At 49.9% G+C, this 26,302-nt stretch carries 17 protein-coding genes; 3 read left to right on the top strand and 14 right to left on the bottom strand.

Annotated elements, in window-relative coordinates; translation table 11 throughout:
- Nucleotides 1-70: 70 nt before the first annotated feature.
- From SHK35_RS08355 to SHK35_RS08335, 5 genes are all read right to left on the bottom strand, one after another.
- The gene (locus SHK35_RS08355) at nt 71-1,384 is read right to left on the bottom strand and encodes an alpha-amylase family glycosyl hydrolase (RefSeq protein ID WP_318709429.1); all 1,314 of its coding nucleotides are present in this window, start codon (nt 1,382-1,384) and stop codon (nt 71-73) included.
- A gap of 240 nt (nt 1,385-1,624) precedes the next feature.
- Complete coding sequence (locus SHK35_RS08350) at nt 1,625-4,231, bottom strand: ATP-dependent DNA helicase (RefSeq protein WP_318709428.1); 2,607 nt, start codon at nt 4,229-4,231, stop codon at nt 1,625-1,627.
- Nucleotides 4,232-4,289: 58 nt separating this feature from the next.
- Nucleotides 4,290-4,514, bottom strand: coding sequence for an HPr family phosphocarrier protein (locus SHK35_RS08345; RefSeq protein ID WP_318704784.1), 225 nt, complete (start codon nt 4,512-4,514; stop codon nt 4,290-4,292).
- A 229-nt stretch (nt 4,515-4,743) separates the two neighbouring features.
- Nucleotides 4,744-5,514: a TIGR03915 family putative DNA repair protein gene (locus tag SHK35_RS08340; protein WP_318709427.1), complete on the bottom strand. Its 771-nt coding sequence runs from the start codon at nt 5,512-5,514 to the stop codon at nt 4,744-4,746.
- Nucleotides 5,515-5,622: 108 nt separating this feature from the next.
- Nucleotides 5,623-6,975, bottom strand: a complete 1,353-nt coding sequence (locus tag SHK35_RS08335; protein WP_318709426.1) for a putative DNA modification/repair radical SAM protein — start codon at nt 6,973-6,975, stop codon at nt 5,623-5,625.
- A 174-nt stretch (nt 6,976-7,149) separates the two neighbouring features.
- Here SHK35_RS08335 and asnA point away from each other — a divergent pair, with 174 nt between their 5' ends.
- Nucleotides 7,150-8,160 carry an aspartate--ammonia ligase gene (gene asnA / locus SHK35_RS08330; RefSeq protein WP_318709425.1) on the top strand — a complete coding sequence of 337 codons (1,011 nt, stop codon included), beginning with the start codon at nt 7,150-7,152 and terminating at the stop codon, nt 8,158-8,160.
- Between the two features lie 40 nt (nt 8,161-8,200).
- A complete protein-coding gene (locus SHK35_RS08325; protein ID WP_318704780.1) occupies nt 8,201-8,977 on the top strand; it encodes a Cof-type HAD-IIB family hydrolase in 777 nt (258 codons plus the stop codon).
- 23 nt (nt 8,978-9,000) lie between these two features.
- On the opposite strand, the gene SHK35_RS08320 is transcribed toward SHK35_RS08325, so the two are convergent.
- The 8 genes from SHK35_RS08320 to SHK35_RS08280 all read right to left on the bottom strand — a co-directional run bounded on the left by SHK35_RS08320 (nt 9,001) and on the right by SHK35_RS08280 (nt 22,349).
- On the bottom strand, nt 9,001-10,842 hold the full coding sequence (locus tag SHK35_RS08320) for a hypothetical protein (RefSeq protein WP_318709424.1): 1,842 nt from the start codon (nt 10,840-10,842) through the stop codon (nt 9,001-9,003).
- A 33-nt stretch (nt 10,843-10,875) separates the two neighbouring features.
- Nucleotides 10,876-12,027 (bottom strand): acyltransferase, encoded by a 1,152-nt coding sequence (locus tag SHK35_RS08315; RefSeq protein ID WP_318709423.1) that lies wholly within the window; start codon nt 12,025-12,027, stop codon nt 10,876-10,878.
- Between the two features lie 171 nt (nt 12,028-12,198).
- Nucleotides 12,199-13,692: a glutamate synthase subunit beta gene (locus SHK35_RS08310; RefSeq protein ID WP_318704777.1), complete on the bottom strand. Its 1,494-nt coding sequence runs from the start codon at nt 13,690-13,692 to the stop codon at nt 12,199-12,201.
- A 17-nt stretch (nt 13,693-13,709) separates the two neighbouring features.
- Nucleotides 13,710-18,257 carry a glutamate synthase large subunit gene (gene gltB, locus SHK35_RS08305; protein WP_318709422.1) on the bottom strand — a complete coding sequence of 1,516 codons (4,548 nt, stop codon included), beginning with the start codon at nt 18,255-18,257 and terminating at the stop codon, nt 13,710-13,712.
- Between the two features lie 249 nt (nt 18,258-18,506).
- Nucleotides 18,507-19,307, bottom strand: a complete 801-nt coding sequence (locus tag SHK35_RS08300) for a glycosyltransferase (protein WP_318709421.1) — start codon at nt 19,305-19,307, stop codon at nt 18,507-18,509.
- 10 nt (nt 19,308-19,317) lie between these two features.
- The gene (locus tag SHK35_RS14135) at nt 19,318-20,841 is read right to left on the bottom strand and encodes an HAD hydrolase-like protein (protein ID WP_330638219.1); all 1,524 of its coding nucleotides are present in this window, start codon (nt 20,839-20,841) and stop codon (nt 19,318-19,320) included.
- A 24-nt stretch (nt 20,842-20,865) separates the two neighbouring features.
- Complete coding sequence (gene greA / locus SHK35_RS08285; protein WP_318704774.1) at nt 20,866-21,369, bottom strand: transcription elongation factor GreA; 504 nt, start codon at nt 21,367-21,369, stop codon at nt 20,866-20,868.
- 14 nt (nt 21,370-21,383) lie between these two features.
- Nucleotides 21,384-22,349 (bottom strand): phospho-N-acetylmuramoyl-pentapeptide-transferase, encoded by a 966-nt coding sequence (locus SHK35_RS08280; protein ID WP_318709420.1) that lies wholly within the window; start codon nt 22,347-22,349, stop codon nt 21,384-21,386.
- Between the two features lie 135 nt (nt 22,350-22,484).
- Here SHK35_RS08280 and nudC point away from each other — a divergent pair, with 135 nt between their 5' ends.
- Nucleotides 22,485-23,357, top strand: a complete 873-nt coding sequence (nudC, locus tag SHK35_RS08275; RefSeq protein ID WP_318709419.1) for an NAD(+) diphosphatase — start codon at nt 22,485-22,487, stop codon at nt 23,355-23,357.
- Here the strand turns inward: nudC and SHK35_RS08270 are convergent.
- Nucleotides 23,354-26,116 carry a translation factor GTPase family protein gene (locus SHK35_RS08270; RefSeq protein ID WP_318709418.1) on the bottom strand — a complete coding sequence of 921 codons (2,763 nt, stop codon included), beginning with the start codon at nt 26,114-26,116 and terminating at the stop codon, nt 23,354-23,356. The genes nudC and SHK35_RS08270 overlap by 4 nt on opposite strands.
- Between the last annotated feature and the right edge of the window lie 186 nt (nt 26,117-26,302).

Below are 26,302 nucleotides of genomic sequence, written 5' to 3'. Positions count from 1 at the left end.
TCTAAAGATATCCTTAAGAAAGGCGGCGCCCCGAAACTGTCCGGAGCACCGCCTTTCTAAAGAAAATCTGCTATTTTTCCATTTTCCAGAAGAAGGCGCTGTAGCCTGGAAGTCTGCTTCCACCGCCAAAATCATGGGTTTCTCCGCTAATCAGATCTACCGCCGTGCCGCACCCAGCGTCAAAATGGGCCACAAACTCCTCCTGATCCGCATTTATTGCCACAAGCACTCTTTCCTCATCTGTTTTTCTCTCAAAAATACACTGCTTATTGGTCAGCAAAACAGAGCGGAAGCCGCCATAGTTCAAAGCCTTGGAATGCTTCTTCGCTTCACTGAGCCTGGAAATCCATTCTCCCAGCTCGTTCCACACAGGCTCCTTAAAGCAGGGGCGAAGGGCCGGATCCCCTTCTTCCTTCTTCGCCTTGGTTCCCCACTCGCTTCCATAATATACACAGGGTGTGCCAGGCATACCGAACAAAAGGGCATAGACTAACGGCAGATGCTTTTCATTGGTCAGAATGCTGGCAATCCGGGTTACATCGTGATTGTCCACAAAGGAGAGCAGATGCTTTCCCTTGTAAAGCGTCCAATCCTCGGGGCCAAACTGGCGCATCAGGGAATGATTGATCTCAAAGAGATTCATGCTGTTGAAACTGCTGTATAACCCCTTGTAGCACTCATAATTGGTGGCGGAGTGCAGCATCTGATCATTTACCAGACGGTTGTAATCTCCATGAATCATTTCCCCCACCAGATAAAAGTCCTCCTTTAACGTCTGCGTAAAGCTGCGCAGCCGTCTCACAAAATCCTCGTCCAGGCTGTAAGCCACATCCAGACGCAGCCCGTCAATATCAAATTCCTCCACCCACTGCTTTACGCTCTCAAAAAGGTAGGAAATCACCGCTTCATTGCGCAGATTCAGCTTTACAAGGCCGTAGCTTCCCTCCCAGCCCTCATACCAGAAGCCATCGTCATAGACGGAATTGCCGTTGAAATCGATCCGGTAAAACCAGTCCACATAGGGAGAATTCTCCCTGTTCTTCTTTACATCCAAAAAAGGCCCGAATCCTCTTCCTGCGTGATTGAACACACCATCCAGCACCACCTTGATGCCATTTTCATGAAGCGCTCTGCAGACCTGCCCAAAATCCTCGTTGGTGCCCAGCCGCACATCAATCTTCCGGTAATCTCTGGTATTGTAGCCATGGGAATCCGATTCAAAGACAGGCGAAAAATAAACTGCATTGATCCCCAGCTTTTTCATATGAGGAATCCACTCCTCCACCTTTTTGATGCGGTGCTCCAGCCTGCCGTCGTTTTCAAAGGGAGCGCCGCTAAATCCCATAGGATATATCTGGTAAAAAACACTTTCGTAAGCCCACATTTCTTTTCATCCTTTCTTTCTTTTCTCATTGTGCGATTCGGATAACTTCCATTGACCAATTCAGTATCATTGCAGCTTTGCCTGCAGGCTTTTTTACCCTTCCACTGAATCAAATGTCATTTTTTTGGCGCCGGATTCCGAGAAATCCACCAAATCCACAGAGTTATCCACATATACACACTTGTCATTTTACCATTTTTCCAATGTCATTTCCATACTTTTTTGATGTCAGTTCAGCCATCAAAGCCAGGAATCCCAGAAGCGCTCCACCCTTCCGGCTACGGTATGCAGACTGACCTCCTGGAAATACTCCCATTCTCTGGGAAAAAGCCTGTTATAGCCGGGCTGGAGAAAGCGTTCGTCCAAAAGCGCCACAATGCCCACATCCTCCGCAGTGCGTATCACACGGCCCGCCGCCTGCAGCACCTTATTCATTCCCGGAAAACGATAAGAATAATCAAAGCCGTTTTCACCCATTTGGTCAAAATAGTTTTTCAAGATTTCCCTCTCGCTGCATACCTGAGGCAGACCAGTTCCCACTATGACAGCCCCGATAAGGCTATCCCTCTTTAAATCAATCCCCTCACCGAAAATGCCCCCAAGCACACAAAAGCCAATTAAAATCTTCTCCTCCTGGCCGCTGTCCCCACTTTCCGTAAATCTGGCCAAAAACGCTTCCCGTTCCTCTTCTCTGCGGTAATCACTCTGCAAAATACACTCCCTGGTCTCATCCGCAAAATGCTCCTGATATTTTTCATACACCTCCTGTAAAAAGGAATAGGAGGGGCAGAACACCATATAATTTCCATGCCGGTTTTTTACGATCTCATCAATATATCTGGCAATGTTAAAAAATTCCTCCTCCGATCTTCTGGTATATCTGCTGGTCACATCCCCCGCAATAAACAGCCCCCTCTTTTCAGAATGAAATACCGTTTTCGCATACACCTCATAATCCTCACTGTCTCCTCCCAGCAGTCCCTTGTAATATTGTATGGGAAGAAAGGTGGCGGAAAAGAGAATGGTGCTTCTGCCTCTAAGCATACACTCCTTCAGATTCTCCCGTGGATTCACGCAGAAAAGCTTGATCAGAAACCTGCCATCCTGCGCAAGCAAGGTGTACTTTACATAATGCTCATCAAGGCGCTCATAAATATCCAGAAAATGACTGACCTCAAAGAAAAAGTCAAGAAGCCTTTCCCGGACCGGAGGCGCCGCCTCCTCCTGCTCATCCAGGTATTCATCCAGCACAGAATGCAGGCGCGTCAGCGCCTGCACAAAAGAGTCCACGCTGTCTATCAGCCTGTAGTCCTCACATTCCCGTTTCAAAGCCAAAAGCTCCTTGTTGCACCGGTCCAGGTGATACTCCAGCTTTTCTCCATACCCCTGTCTTGTGAGAACGCTTACTGCTCCCCTCCCCCCTTTGGAGAAATCCGTATCCTCTTCCCCAAAGGCTTTTTCCTCCCTCTCCCGTTCCATAACCGACATATTTGTCATATCCAGTGTCAGCTGTCCCTGTACTTGATTTTCTCTATGCTTTTTCTCTCTTTCCGACATAGCTGTCTGTTTTACTTCCCGCCTGATTTCCAGAAAATCTTCCTTTACAAGAACCGCGCTGTACATCTCTCTGCCTCTTTCCAGAAGATTGTGGGCCTCGTCAATCAGGAAAATATATTCTCCGTGAACCCCATCCCCGAAAAAGCGTTTCAAATAAACATGGGGATCAAACAGATAATTGTAATCACATATCACACAGTCCGAAAACAGGCTCATATCCAGGCACATTTCAAAAGGGCAGACCTGATGCCTCTTTGCATATTCCTCGATTTTTTCTCTGGTAAAGCTCTCCTCATTCACCAAAAGATCATATATGGCATCGTTAATACGGTCGTAATGTCCTTTTGCATAAGGGCACTTCTCCGGATTGCACTCCATTTCCTCCAAAAAACATATTTTTTCCTTTGCAGTGAGTATTACGCTTTTCCATCTAAGCCCCTTTTGACGCAGCAGGTTCAAGGTATCCTCCGCCACGGTTCTGGTAATGGTTTTCGCCGTCAGGTAAAAGATTCGGTCCGCCATCTGCTGTCCCACAGCCTTTATGGAAGGAAATAGGGCCGCGATCGTTTTGCCTGTTCCTGTGGGTGCTTCCAGAAACAGCTTTTTTTTATGATATATGGTTCTGTACACATGGGAAACCAGATCCCTTTGCCCCTCTCTATAGGAGAAAGGAAATTCCAGTCCGGCGATGGATGCCTGGCGTGTCTCCTTCCACTGCCAGGCATAATCCGCCCACCTTCTGTAATCCTCCAAAAGCCCCAGGAACCAGCTCTCCAGCTCCTCAAAGGTATAACCCTCATAAAAGTAGCGGATATCTTCTGTTTCAAGGTTACAGTAGGTCATCCTCACCCTGAGCTTTTTCTTTTTCTTCTGCAGGGCATACAGATAACCATAGCACTTTGCCTGGGCTGCATGGACGGGCACAGGGCCCTTCATTCTTGCCACATCCCGATAGGTTCCCTTGATTTCATCGATGACTGTCTCCTTGTCATTGTCGATGATTCCATCCGCCCTTCCTTCCACTACCAGCGTATACTGCTCTGTCTCCCAGGAATGGCGCAAGGAAACCTCCGCTTGGTAATCCGCCCCCATCCTCCGCTGAATCATGCGGTGAATACGGCTTCCCTCCTGCATGGCATTGTCGGGAGCTGCCGTGCGTCTGTTGTCAATATCCCCGCAGCGCAAAAGAAATTCCACCAGACCTCTGACAGATATCCGTATTTCCTTCTCACACTGCTTTCCTCTCTCCATAGCGATCTCCACATCCAATCCAAAAATAAGACTCCCCATGTAGATAGTACCCTATCTCACACGGGGAGTCAATTTTACTTTTACCGCTGCCAGCCTATCAGCAGGCAATCGCATATTCTTTCAACATTTTTTCAAGCGCTTCATTATAGCCGTCATAGGATACCGTCAGCGGTTTTGTAAAGTCCAGACCGTATACTCCAAGAAATGACTTAGCATCTACTGTATACCGATTGTAAAAGATATCGATATCAAAATCACATTTGGTAGTTACATCAACAAAGTGCTGGACTTCATCTGGTGTTAAGCGAATTGTCCTTGTCATAATTATCCTTCCTTTCCAATCCTTACAACTACTACCATTGAAACAATTATACCCAAAAAAAGCCAAATGTAAAGATATTTTTCTTCCCCCGCTTTTTTACCAAATCACACACTTTTCACAGATATCTCCGTTTTGCCTTTTAAAAAAAACAAAATCCACGGCCCTTTTGTAAATTTTGCACACACACCGCTTTACCACGCTACAAAGGAAATCCATATTTTAGCATAATTTATTGAAATTCCACCATATATTCTTGGAATCTAAGAGGCAGCATATTTTGCTGCAGCTTTCTGTTTTCCCGCCCCTCAACAGCTATTTTATGGCAGAAGGTGCGGAAAAGTTCCTGGTATTCCCGTTCTTTTTTCGACAGTCCCCAGTCCTCTGTGCCGTTAAATCCCAGTATTTCCGCATCTTCTCTCACCAGATACCATTGCTTTTTCGCCGGATGTATCCCAAATAGGCCCCTGGCCTCATCGTAAATCATAAAATTTTCCAAGGGCATTCTGTCGGCAAAATGGGGCATCAAAAAAGTAAGCAGATTGTTTTTGGGTCCTATCCTTGCGAAAAGGACGCCGTTTTCCAGCTCCTGGAAACGCAGAAAGCCCCGCAAATGCTGATTTTCGTTGTTGGCGCCTCTTGCAAGGCAAAACGCAAGATTCACCCAGTCATCCGCCAGATTGTCAAACAAATGCCCTCTGGCGCACCTGGCTTTCAGTCCCGCCGCAACCGTCTGATAAACCGCCTGCGCCTTTTTTTCATGAGAGGAAGAAAGGGCAAGGCAAAGCATCAGGTAATCCTCCTCCCCAAACTGTTTTTTCAGCGTGTTCATCACCTTAAACGTCTTTTCCCTGTGGGGAATCACAGATACATGCTCGGCAAATAGAAACAGCTCCTCACTGAGACTGATTCTGGTATCCCGGGGATTTTGTTTTTCTTCATATGCAGTAAAAATCGCGGTAAAAATCCCCTCCAGAGAATCCTCACATTGATATACCCTCAAGCCTGCACCTCCAGTCTTTCATTCTTCTGGTCTTTTGTTCTTTCGGTCTTTCGTTCTTTCGGCCTTTCATTCTTTCGGCCTTTCATTCTTTCGGCCCCCCGCCCTATGCTACAGCTGTCCCAGTGCTGCCTGAAGCTGCTCTTCTGGCTTTGGGGGCCGTCCAAAGGCTCCGTCGTCAAAAAGCGACATCTGCCTGTAGCTCATCCCGTCGCTGCCAAACCGGATACGTTCCTGCGCATCTGTCAGATTCCGCACAATGTAATCCTCGTCCAGCTTTACCGGATACATCATCCTGCCGCAGCAGGTGATGAAATAGACGGCCCTTTTTAACACAACGCCTATTTTCTTTAAATCCCCAAAATTGAGATTTGCCTTTCTTCTGGCCGCCACAATGCGCTGCGCGCTCTTTACGCCGATTCCAGGCACCCGAAGCAGCTTCTCATAGGGCGCTTTGTTGATCTCTACAGGAAACTGTTCCAGATGCCGCACCGCCCAGTCCTCCTTTGGGTCAAGCATCACATTAAAGAAGGGGCGGTTCTCGTCTAAAAGCTCCTCCGCCCGAAAGCCGTAAAAGCGAAGCAGCCAGTCTGCCTGATACAGCCTGTGCTCCCGCAAAAGAGGCGGGCCCCCGGGCAGCGCAGGGAGGCAGGCGTCGTCGTTTACCCGCACAAAGGCCGAGTAAAACACTCTCTTTAGTGCAAATTTTTCATATAAGCTCTGGGCCACATTCAAAATCTGATAATCGCTTTCAGGGGTTGCGCCGATAATCATCTGCGTAGACTGTCCGCCGCTTACAAACCGGGGCGTATTCCCGTAGACTGCCAGCTCGTTTCTGCTTTCCTGAATACCGTTTTGTATCATACGCATGGGGGCCAGGATATTCTTCCGGTGCTTGTTGGGCGCCAGCGCCCGCAGCCCCTCCGCCGTGGGCAGCTCCAGATTGACGCTCATTCTGTCCACAAGGTAGCCAAGCCGCCGTATCAGCTCTCCATCCGCCCCCGGGATGGCCTTTACATGGATATAGCCCCGAAAGTGATACCTGTTTCGCAAAAGCCATATGGTCCTATAAATCAATTCCATGGTAAAGGTGGGGCTCTTCCATATTCCGGAGCTCAAAAAGAGACCTTCAATATAATTTCTCCGGTAAAATTCCATGGTGAGCGTACAAATTTCCACAGGGGTGAAGGTTGCCCGGGGCACATCATTGGAGCAGCGGTTTTTACAGTATTTACAATCATAAATGCACTCATTGGTAAGCAATATTTTCAACAGGGAGATACATCTGCCGTCGCTTGCAAAGCTGTGGCAGATACCGCCCGCCACACAGTTTCCCAGGCCAGCGCCGTCTCCCTTCCGGTCCACACCGCTGGAGGTACAGGCCACATCATACTTTGCGGCATCCGCCAAAATCCCTAATTTCTCCATCAGGGGCATACCCTTGATTTCTTCCGGATATTCCATGTTTCCCTCCATCCAAATACAAACATTTGTTCTGGTTATAGATTAGCACATATGTTCTGGTTTTGCAAGGAAAATTTCAACGCAGCATTTATAAAAAACTATTGCAAAACAGCCTGAAAAGAAGTTAAATAATAGAGTGAACAAATATCCATTTAAGAAAGCAGGAGCAATTTTATGTCAAATTTAATTTTACCGCCCGGCTACCACTCGGAGCTGAATCTGTACAAGACACAGGCCGCCATCAAAACCGTGAAGGATTTTTTCCAGTCTCTGCTGGCGGAGCGGCTGCATCTTCTGCGTGTGTCCGCGCCTCTTTTTGTAGATCCGGCCTCAGGTCTTAACGACAATCTAAACGGCGTGGAGCGTCCCGTCACCTTTGATATCAAATACCAGGGGAGCAGGGAGGCCGAGATTGTACAGTCTCTGGCAAAATGGAAGCGTTACGCCCTGAAAAAATATGGTTTTTCCGTGGGAGAAGGCCTCTATACAGACATGAGCGCCATCCGCAGGGACGAAGAGGCAGACAATATTCATTCCATTTACGTGGACCAGTGGGATTGGGAAAAAATCATTGCCAGAGAGGATCGCAACGAGGATACCTTAAAGGAAACCGTCCGCACGGTTTATAAGGTGCTGCGCAAAACAGAGAAATATATGTCCATACATTTTGACTATATTGAGGAAATTCTTCCCCACGATATTTTCTTTGTGACCACAAGAGAGCTGGAGGAAATGTTTCCCGAATACACTCCAAAGGAAAGAGAATATTTTATCGCAAAGGCCAAGGGCGCCGTATGTATTATGCAGATCGGAGATGATCTGGAAAACGGCAAGCCCCATGACGGCCGCGCTCCCGACTATGACGACTGGAGTCTCAATGCGGATATTGTGGTCTACTATCCTGTTTTGGATATCGCCCTTGAGCTTTCCAGCATGGGCATAAGAGTGGATAAAACAGCGCTGCTTAGGCAGCTTGAAAAGGCCGGCTGTCCTGAACGGGCGTCTCTTCCCTTCCACAGGGCTGTTATCAACGAAGAGCTTCCCTTCACCATCGGCGGCGGCATTGGCCAGTCCCGTATTTGTATGTTTTTCCTGCGAAAGGCACATATCGGAGAGGTTCAGTGCTCCATCTGGCCCGAAGAAATCACAAGATGCGCCGAAGAAAACGGACTGCAGCTTTTATAGGCTTCCCATTCTGAATACGGAAAGAAACACGGGATTATTTATGATACGGGCAATATTTTTTGATGTGGATGGCACTTTGCTCTCTCACATAACAAGAAGGATACCGCACGATACGGAACAAATCCTGATGCGGTTAAAGGAACACGGCATAAAAATATTTATGTCTACCGGCAGGCATCCTGCCGAGCTGTTAAAGCTGCCGGTAAACAATATAAAATTTGATGGATATATTACCTTAAACGGACAATTATGTCTGGATGATATGGGGCATATTGTATTTGGGACGCCTTTTAATAAAGAAATCACAGACAAATTGGTTGCATTTTTTGAGTGTAAAAAGCATCCTCTGGCATTGATTGAAGCAGAAAGAATCTATATCAATTTTATCGATGATACCGTATGCAGGGCACAGGAGAGTGTTTCCACGCCAGTGCCTGAAATTGCCTCATATGAAAACGGACTGATTTACCAGGCTACCACTTTCTTAAAAAGGCAGGAGGAGCCATTATTGGAGGCATATCTGCCTCAGGGCTGTAAATTTGCCCGATGGAGCGATGTGGGAGTAGACATCATTTCCGCAGAAGGCGGCAAAGCAAAAGGAATTGAATATTTCTGTCACCTCTATGGAATACGCCAAGATGAAGTTATGGCCTTTGGCGATGCGGAGAATGATATGGATATGTTAAAATTTGCTCAAATCGGCGTGGCAATGGGCAACGCCCACGACTGTGTAAAAGAAATTGCAGACTATGTGACTTCTGATGTGGATCAGGGGGGAATCAAAAACGCAATCGAGCATTTTCAAATCGTTCCTTAAAGCCTAAGCGCCTCAAATACTGACTACCAGCGAGAAGCCTGCCATATGCCAAACTTCTCGTTGGTAAAGGTCTGTTCATATCCGTTTTCTTCCATAAATTCCAAAAGCAGCTTCCACTTTTCATCCTCTTTGATCTCATCAATCCGCTTTTGATCCACTCCAAGCTCTAAAAGGGCCTCCTCTCCTCCCTCCAGATAACGCACAAACTGATTTTCCAAAATAACCACAGGAAATACTCCGCTCTCCTGCGCCTCCTTCCTTGTCTGCTTAAGCGCCTGTTCCATGGCTTCTGCGCTGTAGGAACGCAGATCCGGCCAGGGATTAAAGGCTGCCGGCATCTGCAGATAATAGGACAACGCCGGAATCTGCCCGTAAAGGATTACCTCCCTGCCCCGCAGATGGTTTTCCTCCACATAATCCGTGATGGAGCCAAGCCACGCCGCCTTCTGGGGGCTCATTCCTATGCCCGAAAGCACCTGATTGTTTTCCACCCTGGCGCTCACATCTTGCACCCCCGTGGCCTCCGCAAATACAAAGCAGAGGCCAAACAGACCGCTTTGAAACAAAAACATGGCAAGAAAGGCTGCAAGAAGCCCCTTCAGGGGAAAACGGGAAAGGGCCAGCTTTTTTATGCGAAAAGGCTTTTGATTCTTTAAGAAACGCCCGCACTGCCAGAGGGTAAAGGGAGTCGCCACAAACAGATTGTTCAGGCTGGGGTACACTCCGTTGTTGCTTCCGATAGAGGTAAGAAGCACCACAAGAATCATCATGCCGCTTACCAGCTTCTCGGGAAGCGGACACCCTTTATCCAAAATGCGTATGAACGCTATGAGCATGGACAGCATTAAAAACAAAACCCCCGGGCGCAGCATGGAGCCATAGCTGTAAAACTCCAGGGAGCAAAAGCCCCTATAATACAGCCAGCCCAGCATGGCGGCAGACAAAAGGATACAGACCACTCTGCCGGCCTTCTGCAAAAAAGGATGCACTGAAAGCACCTGAAAGAGAATCATTGCCACCGCCCCGATGACGCCGATCCGGATGACCCAGTAGAGGTTCTCCACATAGACCCCAATAAGCCCCATCAGCATGGAGGAAGCTTTGTAATCCGTGGCATTGTCCGTCATGGCAAACAGCCGCAAAATTCCGGATACATAAGCGTCCAGTCCGTACCGGAGGTGGATGTAGGCAAGAAATGCCAAAAGAGCCAAAGCATATCCCAAAAGACACCAAAGGGTATCCTGAAACGCCTTTCCAAAAATCCTTCCTCCTTTTTCCCCCTTACTTCTGCCACCCAGCACGGCATAAGCCCATACCGCCAGAATCATAGCCGCCTGGGGAAGATTGGAAAAACGCACAAACACATTGACCCCCAGACAAACTCCCGCAAGAGCCAGACACCAGGGCCTTTCCTTTACCAGTCCCTCATATAAAAGAACCACACAGCCAAAAAACAAAAGATAGGTGAGATAATTGTACAAAAGAGCCGTCGGGCACCAGCAGAGGCTCACAGCGGCCAGCTCTCCCAAAAAGGCTGTAAAATTCCCAATGCCCAGCTTTTTTGTGCAGAAAAGATATCCTCCCACAGCCAGCAGGCTCACAGACAGACCCGTATAAAAATTCATGCCCGCAAGGCTTCCTGCAAAGGGAAGCTTTGTGAGCAGATTTCCCACAGCGTTTGCAAAATAGGTGGAAAAAAGCCACATGGAATCCATATGCTCCAGCCCCATATACTGGAAATTAGCATAATTATAGCCCGTGTCCCAAAGGTCAAGCCCCCATGTAATATGGCGCAAGGGATAAAGCACCAAAATCAGGATAAAAATAAGGGAAAACACCTTTTCCTTTTTCACTTTTCTCTTCACGATAACCTCCAAATCTGTCCGGCCCAAAATCTCTTAAGCCTGCTTTTCCCCAGCCGCAAAGACTCCATCAAGCCTTTGTATGGCCCCCCCGGCCGCTTTCCCCGGCGCAGTTTTCAAAAGAAGCCCTAAAAATCCTCTGGTAAAAAGCTCCCTGAGCGCGTCTGCCAAAACGCCGCAGAAAAATACTGCCACCGCCGCCAAAAGGGTATAGCCCACCACTCTTACCGGAGTATTTGCCGCTTCCGCTCCCAGCCAGGCCTGCCAGGCATATCTGACGCCTATATTTTCATGGAGCAGATAAACGCCCAGGGTATAGGGAGCAATTCTAAGAACAGCCCCAGCTGCCTTTCCCGATATCCTGATCTGTAAAAACAGGCAAAACAGCCCTACAGATGCAAGAAAGGGGAACAAATGATTATATTCTGTGGAAATCTTTAAGATCAGGCCAAAGCTGCCCGTTTTCAGATATCCAAAACGAAGCAGGGCTATTTCCGCCAGAATGCCAAGACAGCCTGCGGCATAAAGACAAAGGCTCCTTGCCTTCTTCCCAAGGAGAGGGAAGCCGAATCTGCGGATATAGGCCGCCGTCAAAAATACGCAGAGATACCAGAGAACATCGTATCCCTGACCGTCTGTCTCCAGCCGAAAGGGAAGAATGGATTTTAACAGGCAAAAGAAAAACAGCAAGACCAAAAGCGCCGTCTTAAGCTGATTTTTGCTCATCCTGCGCACTCCCATCCCAATCAGGGGCAGCGCCGCATACAGAAAAACATATACAGTCATAAACCAATAGTGATTCATGGATATGGGGAACAAAAGGGTAAGAAAATAATGGATGTCCGCCTCTTCCAAAGGAACGATTCCAAACACCCTCGCCAGCATGCCGATACCAACAGAGTAAACCCACACCTGCAGCATAAGCCGCAGAAGCCTGCTTGGCTTAAAGCTGGACTCACACAGAAAGTAACCGCTGATCAGCATATATACATTTACCGCCACAAGGCAGAACCCTTCCAGCACCCATGCCGCAATTCCTGCGCCGGTCATTGTCTCCTGCGTCAAATCTCCCAGCAGATTGCCCTTTCCCAGATAGTGCAGCGTCACCACCATCATCATGGCGATACACCGCAGCAGCTCCAGATTGGCCATCCTGGGCTTTTTTACAACCCTTTGTTGTTTTTCCATGCCTGCTTCCTTATCCTTCCATGGTCTTTTTGGTATCATTCTACACTCTTTTTAGGACTATGGGAAGATATTTCCGAATTTTCCCAAGAAAAAGGAGCCTTGCCACGCTGAACAATTCAGCCGCACATAGCTCCTTCCTTTGGCCTGCTTGATACAGGCTCTCTTTTTTCCTTACTGTACTGCCAGATTGGAATAGCCCATCAGGCTTTCATCCACGGCTCTGGCCGCCTCCCTTCCCTCACGGATTGCCCAAACCACCAGAGACTGCCCTCTGTGCATATCCCCTGTGACAAACACTCTTTCTGCACTGGTCTGATAGGCTCCGGCAGCGGTTTTTACATTGGTGCGCTCATTCAGCTCCACGCCGAAGGCCTCCGCCACATATTTCTGAGCCCCCAAAAAGCCTGCCGCAATCAGCACAATATCCGCATCCAGAATCTGTTCGCTTCCCGGCACCTCCTGCATCTTCATCCGTCCGCTCTGGGCGTCCTTCTCCCAGGAAAGCTTTACGATCTTTACCGCCTTCAGGCTGCCGTTTTTATCCTTGATAAATTCCTTCACGGTAGCCTCATAAATGCGAGGGTCGTGACCATAGACTGCAATAGCCTCCTCCTGGCCGTAATCGGTCTTGCATATCTTAGGCCACTCGGGCCAGGGATTATCTTCAGCCCTCTGATCCGGAGCCTTTGGCATCATCTCGATCTGGGTCACAGACTTTGCGCCATGCCTTATGGCCGTACCCACACAGTCATTTCCGGTATCTCCTCCGCCGATAATCACCACATGCTTTCCCTTGGTGTCCACGTAGGCCTTATCCTCAAAATTAGAATCCAAAAGACTTTTGGTGTTTGCCTTCAAAAAGTCCACCGCAAAATAAATGCCTTTTGCATCCCTTCCCGGCCCATTGATATCCCTGGGATTGGAAGCGCCGCAGGCTAAGATCACCCGGTCAAACTCCTGAAGCAGGCTCTGGGCCTTAATATCCTTTCCCACATCCACGCCGGTGCGGAAGACCACGCCTTCCTCCTCCATGATCTTACGCTTTCTCTCCACAATGTGCTTTTCCAGCTTCATATTGGGAATCCCATACATCAAAAGCCCGCCGATGCGGTCGGAACGCTCAAACACGGTCACCAGATGTCCCCGCCTGTTGAGCTGATCCGCAGCCGCAAGGCCGGAAGGGCCGCTTCCGATAACGGCCACCTTCTTGCCCGTGCGCACCTTGGGGGGATTGGCTCCTGCAAGGCCTTCCTCGTAAGCATTTTCAATGATCGCATACTCATTTTCCTTGGTAGAGACAGGGTCCCCATTCAAGCCGCAGGTACAGGCGGCCTCGCATAAAGCGGGACACACCCGGGAAGTAAACTCAGGAAAATTATTTGTCTTTTTCAGGCGGTAGTAGGCCTGACGCCAGTTTCCCGTATATACAAGATCATTCCACTCCGGCACCAGATTGTGCAGCGGGCAGCCGCTGGCCATGCCGCAGATCATCATCCCCGCCTGGCAGAAAGGAACGCCGCACTCCATGCAGCGGGCCCCCTGGAGCTGCTGCTTTTCCCGGGGCAGATGCTGGTGGAATTCGTTGAAATGCCTGATTCTCTTTTTCGGGTCCTCAGACAGGCTGACTTCCCTTTTATATTCCATAAAACCGGTTGGTTTACCCATTCTTCTAACCTCCTATTTTACTTTCTGGTATTGGCATAAAATGCTTCTATCTGCGCCTGCTCCGCGCTTAAGCCCTTTTCCTCCATCTGGACAATGGTCTTTAGCACACGGGCATAGTCGTGAGGAATGATCTTTTTGAATTTCGGCAGATATTCCCCGAAATTATCCAAAACCTCCTTGCCCTTTGCGGAATTGGTCAAAGCCACATGCTCCTGAATCATGGTCTTTAACTCCAGCACATCGTATTTGGAGGTAATCTCCTCGGAGGACACCATCTCCTTGTTGAGACGCTTATAGAGATCGTTGCCCTCGTCCAGCACATAGGCGATGCCGCCGCTCATGCCGGCTGCAAAGTTCTTGCCCGTGCCGCCAAGCACCACCACCCGGCCGCCAGTCATATATTCGCAGCCATGGTCGCCCACGCCTTCCACTACGGCAATGGCTCCGGAATTACGCACGCAGAACCGCTCTCTCGCCACACCGTTGATGAACGCCTTGCCGTTTGTGGCTCCGTAGAGAGCCACATTGCCGATTATGATGTTTTCCTCCGCCTTAAACCGGCTTGCCTTGGGCGGATACACGATAAGCTTTCCGCCGGAAAGGCCCTTGCCGAAATAGTCGTTGCTTTCGCCCACAAGCTCAAGGGTCAGGCCCTTTGGAATAAACGCGCCGAAGGACTGTCCGCCCGCCCCTCTGCACAGCACCCGGTAGGTATCCTCCTCCACATCATCCCCCAGCTTTCTTGTGATTTCACTGCCGAGAATGGTGCCGAAGGCCCTGTCCGTATTGGACACATCCACCTCTATGCTTCTCTTGGTCTTTGTCTCTATGGCCTTCCCCAGCTGCTTTAACAGCACTCTTTCATCCAGGGTTTTTTCCAGCTCAAAGTCAAATACCTGCTTGGGATCAAAGGTAACCTTCTGCTTTGTATTTTCATAGGGATTGGAAAGTATCATGCTCAAATCTATCTTTTTCTGGCTCTCTGTCAGGTTTTCCTTCACCTTCAAAAGATCGGTCCTGCCCACCAGTTCATCCACGGTCCGCACACCCAGCGCCGCCATATACTCCCGCAGCTCCTGAGCGATAAAGCGCATAAAATTCTCCACATATTCAGGTTTTCCCTTGAAATTCTTGCGAAGCTTTGGATTCTGGGTAGCCACGCCTACCGGACAGGTATCCAGGTTGCACACTCGCATCATCACGCAGCCCATGGTCACCAGGGGAGCTGTGGCAAAGCCAAACTCCTCCGCTCCAAGAATCGCTGCGATGGCCACATCCCGTCCGCTCATCAGCTTGCCGTCCGTCTCAATGCGCACCTTGTTTCGCAGACCATTCATGATCAGGGTCTGATGTGTCTCCGCAAGCCCCAGCTCCCAGGGCAGTCCCGCATTGTGAATGGAGCTTTTAGGAGCGGCGCCGGTGCCTCCATCATAGCCGGAAACCAGCACCACCTGCGCGCCCGCCTTGGCCACTCCGGCCGCCACAGTGCCCACGCCGGACTCGGACACCAGCTTCACGGAAATCCTTGCCTGGGTGTTTGCGTTTTTCAGGTCATAGATCAGCTGGGCCAAATCCTCAATGGAATAAATATCATGATGAGGCGGCGGCGAGATCAGGGACACGCCGGGCGTGGAATGTCTTGTCTTTGCAATCCAGGGATATACCTTGCCTCCGGGCAGGTGTCCGCCCTCTCCGGGCTTTGCCCCCTGGGCCATCTTGATCTGAATCTCCTTTGCGCTGACCAGATAGCGGCTGGTGACGCCAAAGCGTCCGCTTGCCACCTGCTTGATGGCCGAGCAGCGGTTTTCCCCATCCGGCCCCTGTGTGAGTCTCTCCAGCTCCTCTCCGCCCTCTCCGGAATTGCTTTTGCCGTGGAGTCTGTTCATGGCGATAGCCATGGTTTCATGGGCTTCCTTGGATATGGAGCCATAGGACATAGCCCCTGTCTTAAACCGGGTGACAATGGATTCCACCGGCTCTACTTCCTCAATGGGAACGCCCTTTTTCGGATAGTTAAAATCCATAAGCCCCCGCAGGTTCATCACAGAGCTTTCATCGTTGATCATGGCCGTATACTGCTTGAACATCTTATAGTCGCCGCGCTTTGTGGACTCCTGAAGCATATGGATGGTAGCCGGATTATACAGATGCTTATCTGCGCCGCTGCGCATTTTGTGATGTCCCGGGCTGTCAAGGGTCAAATCGGTGGAAAGTCCCAGGGGATCAAAGGCCATGGAGTGGAGCTCATCCACCTGCTTTTCAATGTCCTTCAGGGTAATGCCGCCCACCCGGCATACCGTATTGCTGAAATATCTGCTGATTACCTCCGGCGCAATGCCGATAGCTTCAAAAATCTGAGAGCCCTGGTAGGACTGTATGGTGCTGATGCCCATTTTGGAGGCGATCTTTACAATGCCGTGCAGCACTGCGTTGTTATAATCGTTCACCGCCGCATAGTAGTCCTTATCCAGCATATGATTGTCGATCAGCTCCTTTATGCTTTCCTGAGCCAGATAAGGGTTGATGGCGCAGGCGCCATAGCCCAAAAGAGTGGCAAAGTGGTGCACCTCCCTGGGCTCCCCGGATTCCAGAATCAAAGCCACTCTGGTTCTTTTCTTCGTGCGTACCAGATATTGGTTCAATGCGGAAACCGCTAAAAGGGAGGGCATGGCAACATGGTTTTCATCCACCCCCCTGTCCGAGAGGATCAGCACGTTGACGCCGTCTCTGTAGGCTCTGTCCACCTCCACAAACAGTCTGTCAATAGCCCGCTCCAGGCTGGTATTTTTATAATAGGTAATGGGCACCACCTCCACCTGGAAGCCCTCCGCCTTCATATTTTTGATCTTTAATAAATCTATGTTCGTCAAAATAGGGTTGTTCACCTTCAAAACATTACAGTTTTTGGGCGACTCCTCCAAAAGGTTTCCCTCTGTGCCGATGTAGACTGTGGTGGAGGTCACGATCTCCTCCCGTATGGCGTCGATGGGCGGATTGGTCACCTGTGCAAACAGCTGCTTAAAGTAATGAAACAGCGGATGATAGGTTGTGCTCAAGACCGGCAGCGGCGTATCCACACCCATGGCGGCAGTAGCCTCCCCGCCGTTCTTTGCCATGGGAAGGATACTGGTCTTTAGCTCATCATAGGTGTAGCCGAAGGCCTTCTGCATTCTCTGACGCTCTTCGGAAGTATACTCCGGCACTCTCTGGTTGGGAATGTGCAGGTCCTTAAGCTCCACCAGATTGTTGTCCAGCCATTCTCCGTAAGGCTGGCGGCCAGCATATTTTTCCTTCAGCTCCTTGTCGTCGATAACCCTTCCCTGAATGGTGTCCACCAAGAGCATCCTGCCGGGACGCAGCCTTTCCTTCAGCTTGATCCGTGCGGGGTCCAAGTCCAAAACTCCCACCTCAGAGGACAGGATCAGAGTATCGTCATCCGTAATCAGATATCGGGAGGGACGCAAGCCGTTTCGGTCCAACACAGCTCCCATGATATCTCCGTCGGAAAACAATATGGAGGCAGGGCCGTCCCATGGCTCCATCATGGTGGCATAATACTGATAAAAGTCTCTCCTGGTCTGAGACATGGCCTTGTTGTTTGCCCAGGGCTCGGGAATGGTTATCATCACGGCCAGAGGCAGATCCATACCGCTCATCACCAGAAACTCCAGCGTATTATCAAGCATGGCTGAGTCTGAACCCGTCTTGCTGATTGCGGGCAGCACCTTGTGAAGCTGGCCCTTTAAGTGCTCGGACTCCATGTTTTCTTCTCTGGCCAGCATCTTGTCCGCGTTGCCCCGAATGGTATTGATTTCGCCATTATGCACCATCAGCCGGTTGGGATGAGCCCTCTCCCAGCTGGGATTTGTGTTGGTGGAAAACCGGGAATGCACCATGGCAATGGCAGATTCAAAGTCTTCACTCTGCAGGTCTGCAAAAAAGGTGCGAAGCTGTCCCACCAAAAACATACCCTTATACACAATGGTCCTGCTGGAAAGGGATACCACATAAGTGTCATCCGTGGACTGCTCGAATACCCGCCTTGCGATATACAGTCTGCGGTCAAAGGCAAGTCCCTTCGCTGCATCTGCGGGCTTCTTTACAAAGCCCTGCATAATGTAGGGCATACACTCCACCGCTTTATGTCCAAGTACATTGGGAAAGGTGGGCACTTCACGCCAGCCCAGAAACTCCATGCCTTCCTTTTGTACAATAATCTCAAACATCTTCTTTGCCTGATTGCGGCGAAGCTCCTCCTGGGGGAAGAAAAACATGCCAACGCCGTATTCCCGTTCCCGGCCCAGGTCAATTCCCAGCGCTTTGGTCACCTTCACAAAAAATTTGTGGGGTATCTGGGTCAGAATGCCAACGCCGTCTCCCGTCTTTCCTTCCGCATCCTTACCGGCTCTGTGCTCTAAATTTTCCACGATTTTTAACGCGTTCTCCACCGTGGCCCGGCTCTTTTTGCCGTTGATATTCACACATGCGCCGATACCGCAGTTGTCATGCTCAAATTCTCCTCGGTAAAGAGGTGCCTTGGGAAGCTTGCTTTTCACATCAAACATTGTAATGCTCCTTTCCGGTTCTTGTTTTTCACATAAAAAAAGCCGCAAGGAGTCCTTTACTCGCTCCTTTGCGACTTTTCTAAAAAGTACTATACACCTTTTTTTCTCTTCTGTAAACAGGTTTTTTTCTTAAATTGTCAGATAATCTGTCTTTTACTTTTTAAATGGTAAAATATCTGTCTGTATATTGAATTTTTGCTTCATTTCCTTCTCTCAGACACACTTTAGGGGTGGATTTTCCTGATTTTTTTATGGAAGCTTTCGCCTGTAAAGCTGCTCCTTAAACCAGTGGTATATCCCGGACGACCACTGATTTTCCGCCAGCAGCCTTCTTAAGGGAGCAAGAGTGCACAGCATAAAAAGGCGGCAGGAGAAAAGCTCCGCCCCGCTCATGTATTTTTTCGTGATCTGTCTGTGTTCTTCCTTATCCCTCTTTTGGTTTTCCCTGCTCTCTGAGTAGCCTCCCCCCTCATAGGCAGATACGGGCATGTTCAGATACACCATTTTGGCTCCCGCTTTGTAACGACACCACAAAAAATGATCGTAATCCGCCCGGATGCGATAGCTTTCCTCATAGGGCTTTTCTCTGCACAGTCTGGCGGCATAAAAGCAGGACTGATGGCAGGGAATGTTTCGATAGCACACAAGTCCTGTAATCTTGGGCGGCGAGGAGATCATCACTCCGGACTTTTCGCTGTAGGTGTCGCCGTAAAGCACCAGATTTTCCGGATGTTCCTCTCTCTCAATCACAGCGGCTGTCTGCTCTAAAACTTTATTATGGTAAAATTTGTCTCCGCAGTTTAAAAAGAGGACAAAATCTCCCTGTACATGGGAAACCGCCTGATTCATGGCGTCATAGATTCCCCTGTCCTCTTCTGAAAAAAAGCGGATACGCCTATCCCGGCGCATCCTCTCTATCGAACCGTCCCCGCTTTTTCCGTCCTTTACAATGATCTCATAATCCGCAAAGGTCTGGTCTAAAATACTGTCCAGCGTCTGATTGAGCTTTTCCCCTGGATTCAGACACACTACTATAATAGAAAATTTCATATCCGCCTCACTAAAACACCTTCTTTTGCTTTGCCAGCTGATACAGGCTTCCCGCCGCCACAATCAAAAACAGAATGCACACCGGCCAGCTCACAAATCCGGTCAGGGCGATAGCCGTATAAGATAGCAGAGAGCTGATCACATTAGATATGATATGGACGGACACAGGCATATAAAAGCTGCCGAAATACTCATAAGCGTAAGCCATCAGGCAGCCTATCAGAAATCCATAAACCCCTTGTATGGGATTCATATGGTAAAGTCCAAACAGCGCCGAGGAGATCACAAGAGCAGTCCTCACATTCATAAAGCGGCGCATATACCCGTAAATAATGCCCCGAAACAAAAGCTCCTCCGCTATGGGCGTAATGATGCCGTAGCAGATCAGATGTATCCAAAGGTCTCCCGAATACTGCTGCGCAGCCACCGCCTGATACGCGTCAGATTTGCTGATAAAGCCTGTAACGTCAAAAAGCAGGTTAAACCCAATCACCGCTCCCACGGCTGCCGCCCCAAGCAGTACATAGTTTTTCTTAGGTTCCGGCTTTAAATGGGCCAGCCGCATATCCTCTGCGGTCTTAGTCAAAAGCAGCTTTGCGTTTCCCATAATGGCAAGACCGCTTCCCACATAGCTTAAGGCCGCTATTATGGTGGCTGCATTGCCCGTAAAGCTCTCAAGGGCGCCGTCCGCATTTTTTACCACAAAGAAATCGGCTACAGGCCCTGTAAAGCTTTCTCCCACGTACTTAAAAAGAAGGCTTAAGGCGTACTGCACCACATTCCGCACCAGAATAAACATCAGGAAGGAATACAGCATCAGCCACATCCGCTGCAGCATCACAGAACGCTTGGATTTTTCATCTGTCTTTTCCTCCGTGCCCCGCAGCAGAAACTTTTTAAGCTCCTCCACGCTGCGCACAATATAATCCGCCTTTGCGGCTTTTAATTCCTCCATGCCGCCGTAGCCGTAAGCAACTCCAACGCTTTCTATGCCAAGAGCCCTTGCGCCCTCTATGTCAAATTTGCGGTCTCCGATCATGTATACCTGATCCGGCTCCACCGGATGCTCTCCAAACAGGCGATTCAGCGTCTCCTGAACCACCTCATCCTTGTTTACCCGCCTTCCGTCCAGCTCGCTTCCGACCACTGCCTCAAAATATTGGTCGATGTGAAAATGCTTCAATATCCGCTCCACAAATACAGTGGGCTTGCTGGAGGCTACTGCCAGATGCATCCCCTTTTCCTTTAGGAGGCGCAGCATCTGGGGAATCCCGTCATAAAGCTTATTTTCATAAAGCCCCTTGGTCTCAAAGCGCTCCCGGTACTTAAGCACCGCCTGCTCTGCCTGCTCCTCATCCATGTGGTAAAACTCCATAAAGCTGTCCTTTAAGGGCGGCCCTATAAAGGGCGTAAGCTTCTCCAAATCCGGCTCTTCGATTCCCATGGCCTTCAGGGCATACTGTACACTGGCCGTAATCCCCTCCTTGGGGTCGGTCAGGGTTCCGTCCAGGTCAAATAGCAAATATTTTTTCATAAATCTTCTCCTGTAAATCGTCTTTTAAAAGCTTCTTATTCTGTCCGTGCCATCGTCTGCAGTGTTCACGATCTTAAGCACCTCCACGTCATATCCAGAAGCAGCGCCAACCTGTACATGAACCACATCCCCTTCTTTTTTCCCAAGCAGCGCCTTGCCCAAGGGCGATTCGTTGCTGATGAGATTTTCCAGGGAATTTCCCCTCACGGTGGTTACGATTTTGTAGGTTTCCACACTTGCGTCATCAATGAATTTTACAGTCACCGTATTATTGATTCCCACCTCGTCCTCAGCGGAATCCTCGGAGATCACCCGGGCGGTGCGTATCATCCTCTCCAGATAGCGAATGCGGCTTTCATTCTGATTCTTTACCTTTTTTGCGGCATGATACTCGAAATTTTCGCTCAGATCCCCATGGGCTCTGGCCTCCTTCACATCCTCAAGAGCCTTTGGCCGCACCACAAGCTTCCGGTACTCTATCTCTTCCTTCATTTTTTTGATATCGCTGGGCGTCAGCTCGTCATACATAGCAATCTTCCTCTCTATACCTGTATTCCGTATACCACCGCCACGGATACAATGATCTGAATGATGGCAAACCGGTAAACAGTCTGGGTGTTAGACCAGTCCCAGACCTTCCGCACATGGTCGTGCAGCGGTGTCCTGACATTTTTTAATATATGGATTTTGAAAAAGCGCAGCAAAAAGACCTTTCCAAGTCCCAGACCTCCATCCAGAAGCAGTACAAGAGCCACTGGAATATACAAAAAGGGACAGCCCGTCTTTAGGATGGCAATGCTGATAAACAGTCCCATGGCCCTGGAGCCCGCATCTCCCATCAAAAGCCTGCTGGGCGTGGCATTGTACCAAAGATACCCTAAAATGCACACCGAAAACAGCAGGATCAGAAAGGGAAAATCCTGGCCTGCGTCCTTGATTCTGTCAATGATATATATGGTCATCAGCGTAATCAGCGTAAGGGTTCCGGAAAGCCCGTCCACCCCGTCGGAGCAGTTTGTCACATTCACCGAGGTCCACACCAGCACCACCGTAAGCAGTGCAAACACGATGGGATGCAGAGTAAACCGGATATCGAACAGGGCAAGCTCCACTACATTGGAATTATACCTTAGGAAGGTCAGGGCCACCATGGCCGCAACGCACAGATCGAGAAATCCCTTTTTGTATTCCCCCCAGGGCGTTTTGGAGGCGTCGTCAAAAAATCCCGTCAGCATACAGATCACGATCAATATCAGGTAAATCACATTTTCCGCCCGCACGGGAGCAAACAAAAGCCCCGCCGCCGTAAAGGCCAGCACAAAAATAATGCCCGCTCCCCGGGGCTTGCCCGCAGAAAGCTTCCCGTCGTGGGCAAACTCCCGCCCCGCATCCTTTGGCAGAAAAGCGCTCAGCCTGGCCGTTGCGAACACTGTGGCCGCAAAAGCAAATATAATTCCGCAAAAGGCCAGAAGGGAATCATAGTTTCCCGATAACAATACATGTAGCATGGTTACTCCTATCTGCATACCGCCATTTCAATTTTTTTCCTATTGTAGCACAAAAAGCTTCTCCTTGCAATTGACACAAAAGCCGCCTTCCCGTATAGTGAAAGCAGAAGTTGAAGCATAAAAGGAGGCCGCCCCGTGATACATAAAATTGAGCCCCACATCTATTATCCCGAATTTCGCTGCCAGGAGCCAAAGGCAGAGGATTTCCTTCTGATTTTTGATGAAAACCAGATTTACCTTCCCAAGGACCAGGACGGAAGGCTGTTTTTACCCACCTTCCAAAAAGCAAGACAGCTGTTAAAGCTGAAATACCCCCTGGAGCGGCTGATGCTGGATGCAGAATATCTCTTCTCCATCGACAGCACTGCCTTTTACCGCTTAAACGCCGCAGAGGGAAGCCTGTATCTCCCCCTGGAGGGACAGCTCTATCCCCCTTCCATTTTCCGCACCTTTCAGCCGGAATACTTGGCCTTCGCCGGCATCACCGCCTGCCAGATCAACCGTTTTCGATTAGACAGAAAATTCTGCGGCCGCTGCAGCGCACCCACCGTGCCAAGCGCTACGGAAAGAGCCTGCATTTGTCCCCAGTGCGGCATGATCGAATATCCTAAAATTTCCCCCGCCGTCATCACTGCCGTTATCCATCAGGATAAACTGCTTCTCACAAAATATGCAGGTGGGTCTTATCAAAATTGGGCGCTGGTGGCAGGCTTCGTGGAGGTGGGCGAAACCTTCAAGGGGGCTGTGCGCAGAGAGGTCAGGGAGGAGACCGGCCTTTTGGTGGGAGAAATCGTTTATTACAAGTCCCAGCCCTGGTCCTTCAGCGATTCTGCAATGATCGGCTTTTTCTCGAAGCTTGAGGGGCCGGATACCATCACCCTTCAAAAATCCGAGCTGTCCGAGGCCAGATGGTTTTCCCGGGAAGAAATCCCGGAATTTCCTTCCAGTCTCAGCATTGCCCAGGAGATGATAAAGTACTTTAAAGACGGAGGAAATCCCTTTTCCTAATCCTCTTTGATATATTGTTCCCGAAGCTGTCTGGCCGCCTGCTCCACCGCCTCCAAAAGTCCCTGGGCGGACAGCCGGATGGCTCCGTCCCCCCAGATGATCATCTGCTCCAGCGCATCGGAGGTGGCCACCGTAACCTGATGCTTTTTTCCTATCTCATGTACCGTCTTTTCAATATACTGGTCGGCAGTCTCCGCCTCCTTAGTATAAACCACATAAATATTATGATATTTCTGTATCTTTCCCGGATTTCCCTTCACCTTATAGGCATCAAATACCAGAATCAGCGTATTCCCCAGATATCCCTGATAATTGCTCATAATATCCATCAGCCTGTCTCTGGCGCTGTCTATATTCACGGCTGCAAGAGAACGAAGCTCCTCCCAGGCAAATATGATGTTGTAGCCGTCCACCAAAAGATACTGCTCTTTTGACAGATTCCTTCGCCCCATGCCCCCACTGTGAGATGCGCTCTTTCGGGAGTCATATTCCCCGCCGATTCTCTCTCCTTCCGTGGAAGCGCCTCCCCTGCTCCCCGTTCTGTGATATCTGCGATAACGGTTGATATCCTCTGATTTTGCACCATAGGTCTGGCGGAATATCTCTTCGATTTCCTCCTGGGAAATCCAGCCCTTTTCACGGCCTTCTTCCCTTTTTCTGCTTTCCAGGGGCACGGCCCCCAAAGCACTGTTCTCGTGCGATGCACTGTTTTCGTGCACTGCACCGTCCTGGTACATTGTATGGTTCTTGTCACCTTCCAGTCGAAAGCCGCTGTCCACATGGGCATACTCCTCCACCTTGTCCCAGCTTACCACAAAGCCTGCACCATGGGCGCAGAATACGGAGCCGGTAGGATTTTCCAGATCCCCCTCGCAGTCATAGCCCCTCTCTTTAATCACCTCCTGGGGATTGTGACAAGGCTCATAGCCCTTCAAGGTACAGGAAAGCCTTCCCCTCCCTCCCGTATATGCGCTTACCTCTCTTTGATAATCCTGCAGGGAGGCCACAGGAGCGCTGCCCGTGAGAATCCCTGTTTCTCCCTCTGTCAGAGGGTGCTCAAAGGAGCCGTTCATCCGCTGGATATCCGACATGGCACGGCCCAGGGACGAAAGAGGCACCTCCAGGGTGAAGGAAAAATAAGGCTCCAGCAGCAGGCAGCGTGCCTTGCGCAGCCCGTTCCTCAACGCCCGACAGGCAGCCTGCCTAAAGTCCCCTCCCTCCGTATGCTTTTGATGGGCTCTTCCAGCCAGCAGCGTAATCCGCATATCCGTAATTTCCGAGCCTGTCAGCACACCGATGTGGGTCTTTTCCTCCAGACAGCTTAGTATCTGCCTCTGCCAGCTTCCATCCAGCATATCCTCGCTGCAGGCGGTAAGAAACTGCAGCCCGCTTCCCCGCTCTCCCGGCTCCAGCAAAAGATGCACCTCTGCATAATGACGCAGCGGCTCAAAATGGCCGATGCCTATCACAGGCTCCAGAATGGTCTCCTTATACACAATGCTTCCCGGACCAAATTCCGTTTCCAATCCAAAGCGCTCCTTTATCAGGTGCCGGAGAATTTCCATCTGCACCTCCCCCATAACCTGTACATGAATCTCCGAAAGCGCTTCCTTCCAGACAATATGAAGCTGTGGCTCCTCTTCCTCCAGCTGGCGGAGCCACAAAAGGGCCTTCACGATATCCGTACCCTGGGGCAGAAAAATCTGATAGGTCATAACCGGCTCCAGCACAGAGATTTCGTTTTTACGCTCAGCGCCCAGTCCCTGTCCCGCAAAGGTCTTGGTAAGCCCTGTCACCGCACAGATTTCTCCTGCCTCTGCCTCCTGCACCGTCTGATACTGCCCTCCGGTATACAGGCGCAGCTGATCAGCCTTTTCCTCCCAGACCTCTCCCTCTCCTGCGCTGGAGCGGTTGCTTACCGGCATTTTCACCCGCAAAACGCCTCCGGTTACCTTCAGGTAGGTCAGTCTTACCCCCGAAGAATCCCTTGCAATCTTGTATACTCTGGCTCCAAATTCCTCACCATAGACAGGCGCCTTTGTATACCTGTAAAGTCCCTCCAAAAGCGCCTCCACCCCCTCCAGGCGCAAGGCCGACCCAAAGTAGCAAGGAAAAATCTGTCTTGCTCGGACCGCCTCAGAAATGCTTTCTTCGGAAATGCTCCCCCGCTCCAGGTACTGCTCCAGCAAAGGCTCCGAACATAGGGATAGCGTTTCCCAAAATTCCGGCTCTGTCTGTGTGCCCCCGAATTCCACACAATTCTCATGAAGCTTCTGCTGCAGCTGCCCCAAAAGACCCTCCTTTTCCGTTCCCGGCTGATCCATTTTATTCACAAACAAAAAAACGGGAAGTTCATACCTCTTTAAAAGCCTCCAAAGAGTCTCCACATGCCCCTGTACACCGTCCGCTCCGCTGATCACCAAAACCGCATAATCCATCACCTGAAGGGTGCGCTCCATCTCCGCCGAAAAATCCACATGTCCCGGCGTATCCAGCAAGGTAAGCTTCATTTCCCTCCATCTGGCCCTGGCCTGCTTGGAAAATATGGTAATTCCTCTGGAACGCTCCAGCGCAAAGTTGTCCAAAACCGTGTCCCCATGATCCACCCTCCCCAGGGTTCTCATGGCTCCACAGCTGTACAAAATACCCTCTGCAAGAGTGGTCTTTCCCGCGTCCACGTGGGCCAGAAGGCCCACGTTTATATGCTTTGACGGCCGTCCCGCCTGTGCTGCCGTTTTATTTTCAGGTGTTTTTTCCATAGAAAAATCCCTTTCTGTTCTATCATCATGTGAATATAATCATAGCACAGAAAGGGATGTAAGTCGATATGGCTTTCTCAGACCTTGACATTCCGCCAGTACCAAATTCCAGTTCTGAAAGGAAAAAAATAATTCGCACAAAAAATCCTGAAAACAAGCCCTTTTGCGGAAAAAGATGATAAAATA

The sequence above is a fragment of the Candidatus Acetatifactor stercoripullorum genome, assembly GCF_944382095.1.
Taxonomy (GTDB): domain Bacteria; phylum Bacillota; class Clostridia; order Lachnospirales; family Lachnospiraceae; genus Acetatifactor; species Acetatifactor stercoripullorum.
The sequence above is the reverse complement of the archived record's forward strand: the minus strand, read 5'-3'. Positions and strand labels throughout refer to the sequence as shown.

Excerpts from the sequence above, each read along its gene's own strand:
- SHK35_RS08300 (WP_318709421.1), bottom strand. The coding sequence starts at position 19,307 with ATGAAATTTTCTATTATAGTAGTGTGTCTGAATCCAGGGGAAAAGCTC.
- SHK35_RS08315 (WP_318709423.1), bottom strand. The coding sequence starts at position 12,027 with ATGGAAAAACAACAAAGGGTTGTAAAAAAGCCCAGGATGGCCAATCTG.
- SHK35_RS14135 (WP_330638219.1), bottom strand. The coding sequence starts at position 20,841 with ATGAAAAAATATTTGCTATTTGACCTGGACGGAACCCTGACCGACCCC.
- SHK35_RS08345 (WP_318704784.1), bottom strand. The coding sequence starts at position 4,514 with ATGACAAGGACAATTCGCTTAACACCAGATGAAGTCCAGCACTTTGTT.
- SHK35_RS08270 (WP_318709418.1), bottom strand. The coding sequence starts at position 26,116 with ATGGAAAAAACACCTGAAAATAAAACGGCAGCACAGGCGGGACGGCCG.
- SHK35_RS08310 (WP_318704777.1), bottom strand. The coding sequence starts at position 13,692 with ATGGGTAAACCAACCGGTTTTATGGAATATAAAAGGGAAGTCAGCCTG.
- SHK35_RS08325 (WP_318704780.1), top strand. The coding sequence starts at position 8,201 with ATGATACGGGCAATATTTTTTGATGTGGATGGCACTTTGCTCTCTCAC.
- SHK35_RS08355 (WP_318709429.1), bottom strand. The coding sequence starts at position 1,384 with ATGTGGGCTTACGAAAGTGTTTTTTACCAGATATATCCTATGGGATTT.
- greA (WP_318704774.1), bottom strand. The coding sequence starts at position 21,369 with ATGTATGACGAGCTGACGCCCAGCGATATCAAAAAAATGAAGGAAGAG.
- SHK35_RS08280 (WP_318709420.1), bottom strand. The coding sequence starts at position 22,349 with ATGCTACATGTATTGTTATCGGGAAACTATGATTCCCTTCTGGCCTTT.
- SHK35_RS08335 (WP_318709426.1), bottom strand. The coding sequence starts at position 6,975 with ATGGAATATCCGGAAGAAATCAAGGGTATGCCCCTGATGGAGAAATTA.
- gltB (WP_318709422.1), bottom strand. The coding sequence starts at position 18,257 with ATGTTTGATGTGAAAAGCAAGCTTCCCAAGGCACCTCTTTACCGAGGA.
- SHK35_RS08350 (WP_318709428.1), bottom strand. The coding sequence starts at position 4,231 with ATGGGGAGTCTTATTTTTGGATTGGATGTGGAGATCGCTATGGAGAGA.
- asnA (WP_318709425.1), top strand. The coding sequence starts at position 7,150 with ATGTCAAATTTAATTTTACCGCCCGGCTACCACTCGGAGCTGAATCTG.